The sequence below is a fragment of the Facklamia sp. P12945 genome, assembly GCF_050409485.1.
Lineage (GTDB): Bacteria > Bacillota > Bacilli > Lactobacillales > Aerococcaceae > Facklamia.
In genome coordinates this window covers 66,285-79,732 of sequence record NZ_JBNUPJ010000007.1, presented here as the reverse complement: position 1 = coordinate 79,732, position 13,448 = coordinate 66,285, and the positions used below count along the sequence as shown (strand labels likewise).

Annotated in this window: 17 protein-coding genes; 3 read left to right on the top strand and 14 right to left on the bottom strand. The window is 34.4% G+C overall.

Translation table 11 applies throughout. From position 1 onward, the window contains the following. Positions 1-152 precede the first annotated feature (152 nt). The 7 genes from ACQV2X_RS03795 to ACQV2X_RS03765 form a co-directional block, all read right to left on the bottom strand. Positions 153-2,138 carry an FtsX-like permease family protein gene (locus tag ACQV2X_RS03795; protein ID WP_428885239.1) on the bottom strand — a complete coding sequence of 662 codons (1,986 nt, stop codon included), beginning with the start codon at positions 2,136-2,138 and terminating at the stop codon, positions 153-155. Continuing rightward, positions 2,132-2,890, bottom strand: a complete 759-nt coding sequence (locus ACQV2X_RS03790) for an ABC transporter ATP-binding protein (RefSeq protein WP_428894255.1) — start codon at positions 2,888-2,890, stop codon at positions 2,132-2,134. Before ACQV2X_RS03790 ends, ACQV2X_RS03795 begins: the two co-directional genes overlap by 7 nt. Before the next feature lie 105 nt (positions 2,891-2,995). Then, positions 2,996-3,892, bottom strand: coding sequence for a sensor histidine kinase (locus ACQV2X_RS03785; protein WP_428894254.1), 897 nt, complete (start codon positions 3,890-3,892; stop codon positions 2,996-2,998). Beyond that, on the bottom strand, positions 3,876-4,577 hold the full coding sequence (locus ACQV2X_RS03780; protein WP_428872748.1) for a response regulator transcription factor: 702 nt from the start codon (positions 4,575-4,577) through the stop codon (positions 3,876-3,878). Before ACQV2X_RS03780 ends, ACQV2X_RS03785 begins: the two co-directional genes overlap by 17 nt. A gap of 14 nt (positions 4,578-4,591) precedes the next feature. Beyond that, on the bottom strand, positions 4,592-5,296 hold the full coding sequence (gloB, locus tag ACQV2X_RS03775; protein ID WP_428872747.1) for a hydroxyacylglutathione hydrolase: 705 nt from the start codon (positions 5,294-5,296) through the stop codon (positions 4,592-4,594). Positions 5,297-5,310: 14 nt separating this feature from the next. Next, a complete protein-coding gene (locus ACQV2X_RS03770; RefSeq protein WP_428894253.1) occupies positions 5,311-5,808 on the bottom strand; it encodes a methylated-DNA--[protein]-cysteine S-methyltransferase in 498 nt (165 codons plus the stop codon). Positions 5,809-5,916: 108 nt separating this feature from the next. Next, entirely contained in the window at positions 5,917-6,435 is a 519-nt protein-coding gene (locus ACQV2X_RS03765; RefSeq protein WP_428872745.1) for a GNAT family N-acetyltransferase, read from the bottom strand. A 92-nt stretch (positions 6,436-6,527) separates the two neighbouring features. Between ACQV2X_RS03765 and ACQV2X_RS03760 the strand changes: the two genes are divergently transcribed. After that, positions 6,528-7,010 carry a hypothetical protein gene (locus ACQV2X_RS03760; RefSeq protein ID WP_428872744.1) on the top strand — a complete coding sequence of 161 codons (483 nt, stop codon included), beginning with the start codon at positions 6,528-6,530 and terminating at the stop codon, positions 7,008-7,010. Between the two features lie 42 nt (positions 7,011-7,052). Here the strand turns inward: ACQV2X_RS03760 and ACQV2X_RS03755 are convergent, their stop codons facing one another. Beyond that, positions 7,053-7,952 (bottom strand): magnesium transporter CorA family protein, encoded by a 900-nt coding sequence (locus tag ACQV2X_RS03755; protein WP_428874900.1) that lies wholly within the window; start codon positions 7,950-7,952, stop codon positions 7,053-7,055. Positions 7,953-8,175: 223 nt separating this feature from the next. Here ACQV2X_RS03755 and ACQV2X_RS03750 point away from each other — a divergent pair, with 223 nt between their 5' ends. Then, a complete protein-coding gene (locus ACQV2X_RS03750; RefSeq protein ID WP_428893321.1) occupies positions 8,176-9,483 on the top strand; it encodes a ClC family H(+)/Cl(-) exchange transporter in 1,308 nt (435 codons plus the stop codon). An 89-nt stretch (positions 9,484-9,572) separates the two neighbouring features. Here the strand turns inward: ACQV2X_RS03750 and ACQV2X_RS03745 are convergent, their stop codons facing one another. After that, positions 9,573-9,899, bottom strand: a complete 327-nt coding sequence (locus ACQV2X_RS03745) for a hypothetical protein (RefSeq protein ID WP_428891663.1) — start codon at positions 9,897-9,899, stop codon at positions 9,573-9,575. A 193-nt stretch (positions 9,900-10,092) separates the two neighbouring features. Between ACQV2X_RS03745 and ACQV2X_RS03740 the strand changes: the two genes are divergently transcribed. Next, positions 10,093-10,500, top strand: a complete 408-nt coding sequence (locus ACQV2X_RS03740; protein WP_428891664.1) for a helix-turn-helix domain-containing protein — start codon at positions 10,093-10,095, stop codon at positions 10,498-10,500. A 54-nt stretch (positions 10,501-10,554) separates the two neighbouring features. Here ACQV2X_RS03740 and ACQV2X_RS03735 read toward each other — a convergent pair whose 3' ends face one another. From ACQV2X_RS03735 to ACQV2X_RS03715, 5 genes are all read right to left on the bottom strand, one after another. Beyond that, the gene (locus ACQV2X_RS03735; RefSeq protein WP_428894252.1) at positions 10,555-11,178 is read right to left on the bottom strand and encodes an ABC-2 transporter permease; all 624 of its coding nucleotides are present in this window, start codon (positions 11,176-11,178) and stop codon (positions 10,555-10,557) included. 1 nt (position 11,179) lies between these two features. Continuing rightward, the gene (locus ACQV2X_RS03730) at positions 11,180-12,043 is read right to left on the bottom strand and encodes an ABC transporter ATP-binding protein (protein WP_428894251.1); all 864 of its coding nucleotides are present in this window, start codon (positions 12,041-12,043) and stop codon (positions 11,180-11,182) included. Then, complete coding sequence (locus tag ACQV2X_RS03725; RefSeq protein WP_428872737.1) at positions 12,043-12,420, bottom strand: GntR family transcriptional regulator; 378 nt, start codon at positions 12,418-12,420, stop codon at positions 12,043-12,045. Before ACQV2X_RS03725 ends, ACQV2X_RS03730 begins: the two co-directional genes overlap by 1 nt. A 120-nt stretch (positions 12,421-12,540) precedes the next feature. After that, positions 12,541-12,948, bottom strand: coding sequence for a GNAT family N-acetyltransferase (locus tag ACQV2X_RS03720; protein ID WP_428894250.1), 408 nt, complete (start codon positions 12,946-12,948; stop codon positions 12,541-12,543). Between the two features lie 39 nt (positions 12,949-12,987). Next, positions 12,988-13,224 carry a hypothetical protein gene (locus tag ACQV2X_RS03715; protein ID WP_428875783.1) on the bottom strand — a complete coding sequence of 79 codons (237 nt, stop codon included), beginning with the start codon at positions 13,222-13,224 and terminating at the stop codon, positions 12,988-12,990. Positions 13,225-13,448: the final 224 nt, after the last annotated feature.

Sequence of the window (13,448 nt, the reverse complement as noted above, 5' to 3'; positions counted from 1 at the left end):
ACTTTCTGCATTAGTGGACATCATAGAAATCACCCGTTTTCTTTTTATTATATATCAAAAAGCCCTCTAAATCACCATAGGTTGGTGATTTAAAGGACTTTGTCTACAGTCTGAACACCTGCTTTCTTTTTAAAAAAAGCAGGTGTTTTTATTTAATCTTCTTGATTGATAATGCGGTAGTATGACCGAGAAGTTAGATGGTAGAAAATCAGATAGAATAGAATAAATCCCGATAGTACCATACTGAAGCTAAACAAATAATCATTAAAATTATTAACACCTAATAAACCTAACAGTTTGAATATAATTTGACTCGCAAACAGATTATGAACAACTGCAATGATTAAAGGTAAGAAGAAAAACCAAAGTACTTGAGAGCGGATGGTTTTCTTAATTAATTGTAAAGGTAAGCCCACTTGTTTCATAATTTGATAATTCTTTTTATCTGCATAACCTTCTGAAATTTGCTTGAAGTAAAGCATCAAGATCATTCCTATTATCAGTACACTTGAAACGATAAGACCGATAAATAATAAGCCACCATTAAGCTGATAGAGCAACTCCTTTTTATAGGCCTTACTCTCCATGAAAAAGCCTTGCTCATCAACCAATTTTTGAACTGTTTTTTCAAACTGAGGCTCTTTCAAATCAAAATATAAAGAGCTTACAGTGGATAATTCTATATCGGACTTATCTAATAAATACCTTTGCATCGCTTGTAACTCTGCTAAAGAATTGACACCAAAATACAGTGCATCAACACCAATGGTATAAGGAATAATTTCACCTTTACCAATATAGACCGCGCGTTCTAATCCATCTTTCCAATAAATTTTTTCCCAATGTGATACATCCTTTAAATTAGAAGCAAGAACCCACTGATCTTCTGGAACAGATTCATCGGGATATCTAGCTAGATAATCTGCCTTTAACCCGAGAATAACAAAGCTATGCTCTCCTTCTTCCACTTTTTGCTTTTGACCAGGCTCTAACAAAGGATAAATATGATCTTCTTTAATCAAGACAGCCTCCATCGCATTTGTCTCAATTAAATTGTTCGAAATCAAATCAGTTGATTGAAGTTCTGCTTGAAAATTTCGTAACAATTCTAATTGTTCCTCTGTTGTTTTTTCATAGGCTTGAGAAGGAGCAAAAGTTATTTCATACTCTCTTGGCATGGAACCTTCAGCAGCTGCTTCCATATTGCGATAGGTGGTTAAGGTCATTGCCAAGACCATCATAATACCAGTGGCTAAAATGGTTATCGAGGCTAATGATGTGGCATTTTTACTTATTCTCTGCAACATGCCTGAAGTACTTAAGAAATGAGTGGGTTGATAATAATAGCGCTTATTTTTTTGCATCAATTTCAACACAAACACCATAAAAGCCATGAAAAAAGAATATGTTCCGATCATCACTAAGAAAATAGCGATAAAAATCATAGACAGTGAATCTAAAACACCTTGAGTAGTAAGAGCAATATAATAGCCAGCCGCTAAGGTGATTAAACATATCGCCAAAATAATCCAGCGGTTCTTAACTCGCCCTTGTCCCTTACGGCTATCCTTCATCAAATCCAGCGACTGTAAACGATGAATTTTTAAGGTGGATAAGAGATAGATAATAGCGTAAGTTCCCACCATCAATACTAAGGTTTCTAGGGCCGCTTTAGGATCAAAAGGATAATCCATAAATCCGGCTCCGGTATCCTTCATTAAACGATTAAATAAGACAAACAAAAAATTACCACTTAAATAACCTATTAAAACACTAAATAAAGCATTAACTAAGAGGACAATCGTAAATTGAATGAACGAAATACGACCTACATGCTTTTTGGCTAATCCTAGAATGGAATAGAGACCAAATTCTTGCGTTAACTTTTTTCGTATAAAGCTAGAAGCGTACAAAACAATAATAATATTCAAAAGAGTCGCAAAGAAAACACCAATCATCAATATAGAATTTAAACTGGCTGACCGTTCGATAATATATTGATTGCCAGTGAGCGATAAAATAATATATTCTAAAGCAAATAGAATAATGGAAGCAAGACTGAAAGGTAAAAAAAGTTCTTTGTTCGACTTCATTGATTTTATAGCTGACTTACGGATAACAGTCGACATACTTAGCATTTTGCTTCCCTCCGTCCATTCAACATCGCTAAGGCGTCAGCAATCGCATCTTGAAAATCAAGTGATGATTGTTGGCCTCGATATATTTCATGATAAATGACGCCATCTTTGATAAACAAAACTCGGTTAGCAGAAGACGCTGCCTTTATCGAGTGAGTGACCATCAAAATCGTATTACTTGCTTGATTTAATTTTACAAAAATTTGCATAATCTGTTCAGAAGTCTTTGAATCTAAGGCCCCAGTGGGTTCATCAGCTAGAATAATATCCGGTTGATTGATTAGAGCACGAGAAATTGCAATCCGTTGCGCTTGGCCTCCTGATATTTCATAGGGATATTTATCTAATAGTGCCTCTACCCCCACCAAACTAGCTACCCTTTTAAGTTGTTCTTCCATTTCAACCACTGATTTCTGTGATAAAACCATTGGTAAGAGGATATTGTCCCGGTTGGTAAATCCATCTAATAAATTAAAATCTTGAAAAACAAACCCTAGCTTCTCACGGCGAAAACTGGCAATTTGCTCTTCTTTAAGCCCCGACAAATCAAAATCATTTATCATGACACGACCGGCAGTCGGTTGATCAAAAGTCGCTAAAATATTCAGTAAAGTTGATTTCCCCGACCCTGACTCTCCCATAATAGCTACATATTCTCCTTCATTAATAGCAAAATTAACATCTCTTAAGGCGATAGTCTTATTGCCTCTCCCACTGTATATTTTTTCAACATGTTCTACACTTAATAACATAAACTAGTCCCCCCTCTATTTCTTAAATCAAGTCTATAGGAATATTTAATTATCAGCCTTTATCAAAACTTACAAATTGTAAAAGAACCTTACATTTTTGTAAGGTTAACTCATCTCTTGATTAAATTGTATGATAAAACGGCTTCCTTCACCCTTTTTTGACTGAACACTTACGGCTTGGTTGAGACGCTTACTAATTAACTGCACCATGTATAAACCAATACCAGAAGATTGCTCGTTCAGTAAACCATTATGGCCCGAATAACCCTTATCAAAAATCTTAGGTAAGTCTTGAGAATGAATACCTCTTCCATCATCTTCAATGACCAAGTCATAACTAGCTTGTCTCCATTTAATCCATATATTCCCTTTGGGGCTGTATTTTAAAGCATTGAATAAGATTTGTTCGATCATAATCTGACACAGATTAGCCTCCGTTAAAATTGCTTGATCGATCGGTTGATAGTGTAAAGTAATCTCCTGATTGATGAACTGATGGCGGTAACGTTTTAAGAGCGGTTGGATAATCTCATTCAATTGAACCCGGCTAAAGACCATGTCTCTTTTAGGGTTAGTTACTTTAAGATAATTTAAAGCTAAATTAGAATAAGATTCAATTTTGACTAACTCTTGATTAAGTAGCCCTTTCGACGGATCATCGCTTTCTTCTAAGAGCATTTTACTTGCCGCAATCGGTGTTTTAATTTGATGGACCCATAATAAGAAATAGTCTTCCAAATCTTTCTCCCTATTTAATTGAATATTCTTCTCAACAAGTGAACTCTCCAATAAAGTTTGAAATTTTACTTGGTAACTTACTTCCATTTGAAAATAAAACCATTGCCTACCTAAATATAAGACTAAAATAAGCACAATCAGTAAAGAAGGGATGAGGTAATGCATCCAGTTTAGATGAAATAAGTAAAAAACAAGAGCAAAAAGAGCTAAGATAAAGAGAACAAATAATATCAGACCGCGATATTCATTAATGAAAGCTTTCATTTTTTGCCTCTTTCTTTAAAAGACAATAACCGACTCCTTTTTTAGTACCAATTACCGGCCCACGATTAAATGCTATCAATTTTTTTCTTAAGCGTGAAATATTGACCGCTAATGTATTATCATCAATAAATTGGTTTTCTTGCCAGCAGGCATCAAGTATTTCATCCCTTCTTGCATAATTCCCCTTTTTCTTAAATAAGACTGCTAATATTTGGTATTCCGTGGCGGTTAAGTCAATAATTTCTTCTTGGTATCCAAGGCTTAAAGCTTGTGTATTTAAAGTCATCCCATCAAAACTAAGATTAAGACTGTTATCTGGTTGATAGTTATAACTTCTTCTTAAAAGAGCCTGGATTTTTGCAACAGTCAGCTGACGATCAATTGGCTTGACTAGATAATCATCTCCCCCCATCTGTAAGGCTACTAGCTGGTCCATACTTTCAGATAAAGAAGAAATAAAAATAATTGGAATTTGTGATTGAGCCCGCAACTGACTACACCAATAATAGCCATTTTGATAAGGTAAATTAATATCTAAGAGGACCAGATGGGCTTGCCAAGAGAGGCATTCTTCGACAACATTTTCAAAGTCTAGACACTTTCTAACTTCAAACCGATGCTTAATTAGTGTATTCGCTAAACCCTCAGCAATAATCGGGTCATCTTCAACGATAAATACTCGCATACCCTTCTTCCTTTCTAAAATTGATCACGCGCTTTTCTTAATTGGATGAAATCTTTCAAGCTTTCAGCTTGTAGGAACAGATTAATTTCCTTTTCAACAGCTAAACTAGTCGGGAGGCTCGGTAAGCCTTTGGACCTTAAAACTTTGACAGCTTGTTGCTGGTTCATTAAGTTTTGGTTGTCAGGTTCGATGGTTAAAGCAAAGGCCAAGTTGGTTAAAGTGTATTCGTGTCCAGCATAAAGTTGCGTTTCATCAGGCAAGTCTTTTATTTTTTGAAGACTGTCATATTGCGCTTGATAATCATTAGTAAATACACGCCCACAACCCGCTGAGAATAAAACATCACCACAGAAAAGATGCTTCCCCAGTAAATATGACACATGCTCAGCACTGTGCCCTGGTGTTTTAAGCACCTCAAACTCTAAACCACTTATCTCCAACCGGTCACTCCCTTTGACCACTTGATTAACTCTTTCTTCAACTTCAATCGGTCCGTAAACGGTCACCGCATGCTTTTGACTGGCTAACAATTCGCTCAATCCACCGACGTGGTCCTCATGAAAATGCGTTAAGAGAATCGCTTTGACTTTTAAGCCTAATGTTTTTAAGTAATTTATTAAAGGTTCACTTTCTCCTGGGTCCACGACAATAACTTCATCTTCTTTTTCAATTACCCAAATATAATTATCTTCTAAAGCAGGAATTGCTTTTATTTGCATCAGTCTCATCCTTTCTAAACTTTTTCGTGATTTAATAACCAAATCTTCCTATCAGTCCCTGCACTATAAGCAGTCAAAGCATTTGTTGCTGAGATCACTCGATGACAAAAAATGAGCAACAAAATAGGATTGGCTCCCACTGCCCCTCCTACTGCTTGAGCAGATACCTTTTGCTTAGTTTCGGCTTCAATAGTTTTCGCTATCTCTTTATAAGTCATTGTCTTTCCGTAAGGAATTTTCTTTAATATTCGCCAAACGTTTTGCCAAAAACAGTCTGGTTCATTGGATTGAGAGGAAAAAATAATGGCAGAGTTAGTTTGTCCGCGGAAATAGCTTTCTAACCAATTGATATAGGGTTTAAATTCAGGTCTCGACCAGGAAATAAAGTGCACATTGTCCGGTAAATTTTCTTCCACCCTTCCTTTGTTCTTGAACCATCGGCCAATGAGCGCTTCTTGGTCTACTAAAAGTTGTAATCGTCCAATCGGACTATCATAAATCGTAGAGATCAACAAAACTCCCCTGATCTTTCATTCAATTTATCCTAACAAATTAACATCTACAAATGAATAAAAACCGAATCTTAATTGAAGATACTGACATCCTTTAAACCTTCTAAGTTAACTCGGTAAGTCAATCCAATAACGATTTACCCTTACACCCTTTTCTATTCTTTGGTCTTCCAATACACCCTTCCACTTTTTAATGGTCGCTTGAGAGGCTTTATTACTGGCTCTACAAGTAATTAGAATGCGTTCATTTCCTAGTTCATGGGCTTTCTTCAAGGCCTCACCTAGCATCCAACTTGCTACACCTTTAAACCGATAGTCTGGATGAACCACATAACCAATCTGACCCCCAGAATGAAGTAAATAGTCATTCAGATGAGGACGTAAATTAATGGCACCGATCATTGTTCCTTTTTCATCAAGACATAGCCATTGAATCACGGGTACTCTACCGACAGGTAGTTCCTTCCCTTGAGACCAATTCTTCATTAAATTAATCCACTGGTCTAATTTTCCATGATATCGGTGAAGACTAGAAGTCCCAGCAATCCATTGATCAGATTCAGGATAACTGTCTAAAAATGCTTCAATTCTATCTATATCTTTTAAATCAGGTTGTTTTAAAAACATTTGATTATCGTTCCTTTTCTTATAAATGTTAATAGCTTATTGCTTTCAAGAATGGTATAGTTATTTTAAGGCAAAATTTAAGGAGTGATCTTTTGAAAGACATTGTATCCATACTCTTGACTATCGCTTTAATCGCTGGTAGTAGTTATCATTTTTATAAAAGAAGTCGCAATCTTTTTGTAGAAGTAACTCAAAGCTACTGGATTTGGACTCAATTAATAACCATCGGTTTGTTAGTTTGGATTGGTTTTCAATTTGCAACTAGTAGGTGGCATTATTTATTGATTGCTTCAGCCATTCTTTATTTTATCTCGGGCCCATTAGCTAGAGGTATCTCAAAAAATGATTTTTCTATTTTCAGAGGAACTTTATCCGTAATGATTCCAATTTCTTTTGCAAAGGTCGATCGTGTTGTTTTAACTAGAGATCTTAAAAAAAACCGTATCAATCTATTAGGAAAAGCCAATAAGCAGTATTTTGCCCAATCTTTTCCTTTAAATGATGAAGGCAAACTAATCGCCCATTTAAAAGAAGCAAATATTGAAGTAGATGTTCAAGATGTTACACGTCCTTAAAGTAAAGTCAGACAATCATTGTCTGGCTTTTTGGAAGCTTAATTATAAATAATCTTTAGATTTTAACCAAAACACAACAACGATACTGATTATTAAGCTTAATAGAATTGTCATAAAAAATCCCGCTTCGCTATTTGCAAACGGAAGTGGTACATTCATTCCCCACAGTCCTCCAATAATTGTCGGAATCGTAAGAATAATCGTAATCGAGGTCAAAACTTTCATTACATTATTCAAATTATTGGAAATTACATTCGAGAATAGATCACTTAATTGACCGGTGATTCGCATCCCTTCATTAACCATTGATTCGGCCTGATACGACTCAATCAAGACATCATGCATTAAAGACTTCAAAGCAGGCACAGACTGAAATCTTTCATCCTGACTAATTTTTTCCAGAATTATTCGATTATTATGCACGGCTGTTTTTATATATGCCAAGCTTTTATCAAGTCTCATAAGACGGTAAAGTTCTTTATTTTGAGAAGAATACTCAATATCTTTTTGCATGTCTTCAATTTCTTCATGCACCCAAGCTAAAACTTTAATGGTTTCGTTTTGAATTTTCCAAAAAACTTTCATTATCATCTCTTCATAGCTTAATTGAATATTTCGATCAAATTGTTTAAAAAGATCTGAAAAATACTGAGGATCTTCATTGAGACTCACAAACAGCTGGTCTTCCACTTTTACTAGCGAAATAGCTCGTGTCTTGTATTCGCATTCTTCCAAATTATTAGATTGTGGTAGTAGGTACTGTAAAACGACTAGGTAAGTCGAATGCCCTTTGATATTAACCCCATCTTCTATACGCGCTATTTCAAAAGGATCGTTGACGCTTGTAAGGTAGTCGTTAGGAATTTTTAACTTTCCACAGATATTCTCCAACTCTTGCTCGGCTAACCCTTGAAATAATTGCCAATGAACATCTTTCACCATCTATTCAGTCTCCTTTAAATTGTTTAGAAATTTCATTTACTTGGTTTAAATTGCTCAAGAATGCTCTTTTTTATATTCAAACTATTTAATCGTTGACCCCACTTTATTATAAGTGAATTTTTACTTCAAATACTATTATATCACTCGCTAAATGTATAACCTTCAATTAACAAGCACTTGTCAAAAAAAATAAGATGCCCTAGAATAAAAAAGGAGGTTTTTTATGAAAAACACTTATACTTCAATCAAAACGCTCTTGCTCTGCGCCCTTACCGGATTAATAACTGGCTGTGTAATAGCAGCTTTTAATCTTCTTATCAATCATCTTGCAAATTTTTCATACTCCTTATTATCACTCTCGCATCAAAATATAACAAATCTTATTATTTATGCTTTGTTTATGCTAGGTCTGGGATTTTTTACCGCCTTTAGCTTAAAAATGGAACCAGCTATCGGAGGGTCAGGTGTCCCACGAATAAATGGCCTTCTTCACAAGCATTTAAATCAAAATGGGCTCACCGTTTTAATTTACAAATTTTTTGGTGGAATTGCTGCTATTGGCTCCGGCTTAACTCTAGGAAGAGGAGGCCCATCTATTCAAATCGGCTCTACTATCGGGCAAGTTGTGAGTAAGTTTTTTCATAGCGATTCTTCTATCAGTCGTTACCTAATAGCTGGTGCAGCAGGAGGAGGAATGGCGGCTACTTTCAATGCACCTTTATCAGGGCTATCTTTTATCTTAGAAGGTTTATTCTATAAAACAAGTAGGCAATTATTTATTTATGCCGGTATAATCGTGCTGCTTGCTAATCAAACAGCTAATAGCATTTTAGGAAATCAACCTTCTATTATTCTGCTTAGACAAGCAGAACTTCCAGATAATTTATTGATAACTTGTCTTGGTTTAGGGATTATTACGGGTCTTTCTGGTGTATTGTTTAATTGGATAATAATCCAGGGAAAAGGTCTTTCACAAGTTTTAGCAATTCCTCAATGGCTAAAATCAATCCTACCTTTTATATTAACCGCTATTATACTCTATTTTGACCGTAATTTATTTGGTTCTGGAGCTAATTTAATAAGTTTCCCAATCGGCGCGAACCCTAATCCTAACTACCTATCTTATTTATATTCAATGAAGATATTATTATTAGCATTCGCTTTTTGTTCAGGCATGCCCGGTGGTATCTTTTTTCCATTATTATCTATTGGAGCTATATTAGGTAATCTCTATGGCAGTTTATTATACAATTTAGGATTGATTCCCTCTGACCTTATCATCTATCTTTCTTTATTTGCAATGAGTGGACATTTTGCTGCAATTGTCAGAGCACCCCTTTCTGGTATTTTTTTAATTCTTGAAATGACAGGTGTTTCTCTCCCATGGTTATTTCCTATCACCTTGGTTACTTATCTTAGCTACTTAGTCGCTGAGTTACTAGCAAGTCCTCCCATTTGTGAAAGCCTACTTGATCTGATATTACTTAATCAAACTCACTTCAATCATACAAAAAAGTCTGTTCCTCAATAAAGAGAAAACAGACTTTTTATATTACATGGTACATTTAAGGGGACCCCACTATGTTTGCTCAGTTTAAACGAACTATTCGTTTTAATGGATTAGTGATACTCTTTCCACAATAAATAAACTAAGGCAACAAAGAAGAGTAAGCCTGATACCTGCCATATAACATAGTTCATAATTGAAGCAATAACTAATTTACCAAAATCTTTACCTAGAGGGTAAAATCCTAAAAATTGGGTATCTGCGGTTGACCTCAAACGTTCTTTTAAAATATAAATAATTAACATAATAGCTAGTGGAAATAGAATGAAATTACTTAAAGCATTAAAGCCATTAATAGCAAAATAAATAAAAGAAGCAACAAAATTATAAATCCAAAAATTCTTTTCAACACTTTGCACATATATATTTAGTGGGATCATATTCATCTTCCTTTCTATGGTTTAATTATACTATTTTAAGTTTTCAAGCTAATCAGACTTAGGACCTAAAAGAAAAAGAAGCCATTATTTTTTTAATTCAACCACTCCTTGCGACTTTGCCAACTATAGTTGCTAGATAAGCAGCTAAGTCTTTTGATAAAATTAAGGAAAGTTTAAATAGGAGGAATTTATTATGACTATTGGTGAGCGTATTCAAACTTTAAGGAAGAAGCAAGGCTTGTCTCAAGAAGAACTGGCAAATAAAATTGATGTCTCGCGACAAGCTGTTTCTAAATGGGAAAGTAATCAAAGTAATCCAGATCTCAAAAACATTGTAGCTTTGAGTGAAGTTTTTAAAACTTCAACAGACTCCATCCTAAAAGATAGTCTAGGCGATTTTCAAGCTTTTCAAAGTAACAATCCACTCTTTATTCTAGCCTTTGCCTTAACTTTTTTCATTTTAGTTGGCGTTTGGGCTTATTCAGCGAACCGTTTTCGTGAGGATGAGATCTTTTGGATGGCTTTCTTGTCTGCTATAGCTGGGGGAAGTTTAGGGTATATTGTACAAGTCATTTTACACAAAAATCGTAAAAATCAATAGAAAGACAACATTTAAGAAAAATCTTTAATGTTATCTTTCTTAATGAAACTCGCTTTAAAAATCTTTTTTGCTATAAGATCGAGCAGCTAATATGTAAGAAAGACTGAGTGATAGAATGATATAAACAGACAATGGCATGAGTAGTTCTTGAAAAGAAAATTGATTGGAAAAATTGGTAAATGGAGCAAATAATGGTTCATTTAGAGTTCCTTCACTTTTAGCTAAAAAAAAGAAAAAATAGAAAGATATTAAACTACATATTTGGTAAAAAAATTTACCAATAACATAATATGCAAAGTATGAAAATGAGATCGAACCTATTGAATAAGTAAAGGCAATTAAAACTTCATTAGGAGAGTAGGCCTTGAATTCGGGTAAAAGATAATTTGGTAAAATAAAACTAATAAAAAATAGCGTCCCCATCAAAATAGTGTAAACATATTTAGCTAAGACGATTTTTTCAGCCTCAATAGGTAAACTATTTAAAAGCATTCCCGATTTCTTAAAATTTTCCTTTTCATTCATAATTAGTGGGTACCAAACTGTCAAAACAACGGGACAAATGATTGGAATTTGAAATGAATCGGATAGAACACATCCCACAAAAAATATAGCCATAAAAATCAGTAAATTTTTTTTAGAATTTAAAATAAATTCTTTATGGATTAAAGCCTTCATACTATCTCCTTTCATCAAATAAATTAACCATTATCTCTTCAAGATTAGCCGGATCGATAATCACTTGTTCTCCAAATAATTCTTTAAATAGCTCATAGTTTGACGAAAGGCCCTCAAATCCGACTGATGTTTCTCGGCAATTAATTAATTGGCTCCTGAGCTCGTCGTCTAAAATTTCTTTAGGTCCCTTCACTAACCTGTATTGGTTGAGGAGATAATCTTTTTCTTTATTAATAATCAGTTCTCCATAATGAATCATTGAAATATGATCAGCTATTTTTTCTATATCTGTCATAATATGACTTGAGAAAAAAACAGACTTTTCAGAGTCTTGGATATAGTCAAACAAAATATCTAAAACTCTATTTCTTACGATAGGATCCAGCCCAGAAGTTGGCTCATCAAGAATAATCAACATAGGATCATGTGATAAGGCAATGGCTAAAGAAAGCGCTACTTTCATACCCGTTGAGAGTTCTTCTATTTTTTTAGCTTTTGATAATCCAAATGATTGGGTGTAAGACCAGTAGGTTTCCCAATCCCATTTTTTATAAAAAGGGGCGATCATTTTTCCCGTTTCTTCGACTGTTAAGTGATCATAGAAATAATTTTCCGCATAAACAAAGCCTATCTCTTCCTTAATGGCTACCACATGCTTTTTAAGATCCTTACCAAAAACTTTAATCGATCCACTTTCTGCTTTCATAAGTCCCATAATTAATTTTATGATCGTGGTTTTTCCAGATCCATTCGGTCCCACAAAACCAGTCACATAACCTTTACGAATCTTTAAATCTAAGTTGTTAATTGAGAAATCAGTAAATGTTTTTGATACTTGATTCATTTCAATCACAAATTCTCCCATTATTTACCCTCCTTATAGATCCTTTCCACCAATACTTTTATTTCTTCCAAACTGAGGTCAATCATCGCACTTTCTTCAATCAGATTTTTAATTAATGCTTCCATTCTTTTTAAGTATTTCCTTCTAATGAAATCATGGTCTTGCTCAGCTATATAGGTACCTTTCCCGACCACTGAAGTTACATAACCTTCTCTTTCAAGGTCTTCATAAGCTCTTTTGGTCGTTATTACACTGACTTTTAAGTCTTTTGCTAAGCCCCTTACCGAAGGAAGTAAGTCTCCTTCTTCCACATCCCCATTTAAAATGGCTTGGATAATCTGTTCTTTTATCTGTTCATAAATAGGCTTGGGATTTAACTTGGATATTAAAATGTTCATTGATTCACCTCACCTTAGCTGTTGTGTATATATACAGTATATACACAACGGTTGTTTTTGACAAGTTTTTTCCATAAAAAAGCCTCCATTCTTATAATAAAGAATTGGAGACTTAGACTTTTATTTCATATAGGTTACTAACTGATACTCGTCTGTTCTAAATAAACCATTTTTCTTATAAAAACTTTGTGTTTTATCAGTATCGTCAGTCATCAATATAATTTGCCGCACCGCTTGGTATTCTTTTAATATCTTCTGCAATAACTGACTACCAATACCTTGTCCTTGATAATCTTCAAGTACTAAAATATCTTGAATATAGATAATGGTTAGCCCATCCCCTACTACACGTGCTAGGCCAATTAGTTGATCACCCTCCCAAGCTGTCCAAACTTTTAAGCTGTTTTGGATAGCTTTTTCTAAAAGCTCTGGTTCTTTAGTATAGGCTGTCCAATGGACGTTTTCATATAAGAGCAACACTTGCTCAAATGGAAGCTGAACATCTTCTTTAATTTCTATTTTATTCATTAAAACCCTCCTTTAAATTATTAAACTTGAGAAAGTAATTTAATTTAACAACGAAAAATAGTCCTCACAAAACTGATTCCATTGGACTTGATATTCATCATGTGTCAAAACTTTTAAGTCATAAGGTGATAATATGTCACGAGCTATTGCCTCTTTGACAAAATATTCCAAACCCTCATCAGCAGCTGTTTCATAAACTTGAATCGTTTTAAAGCCATTTTCTACAGCATAAGCCAAACGGCTATGCCCGTCTAAAGAGACCCATCTCTTGTTCATTTTTGTAACTGGTATGATGATATCTGTCTGTTTTCTGATAAAAGATGAAATAGCCTGCAATTTGTCCTTATCTACATAGAACTGCGAAGGCTGAATGTGATCCAGTTCCAAATAAAAAAGTTTAACCGGTTGAAATTGTTTAATTATTTGATTGTTTTTATCGAGAAAAGTATCTATATGTTCAGCATAAAAACGAAAAGCTTCAATTAAGGCTGAAAAGTTAT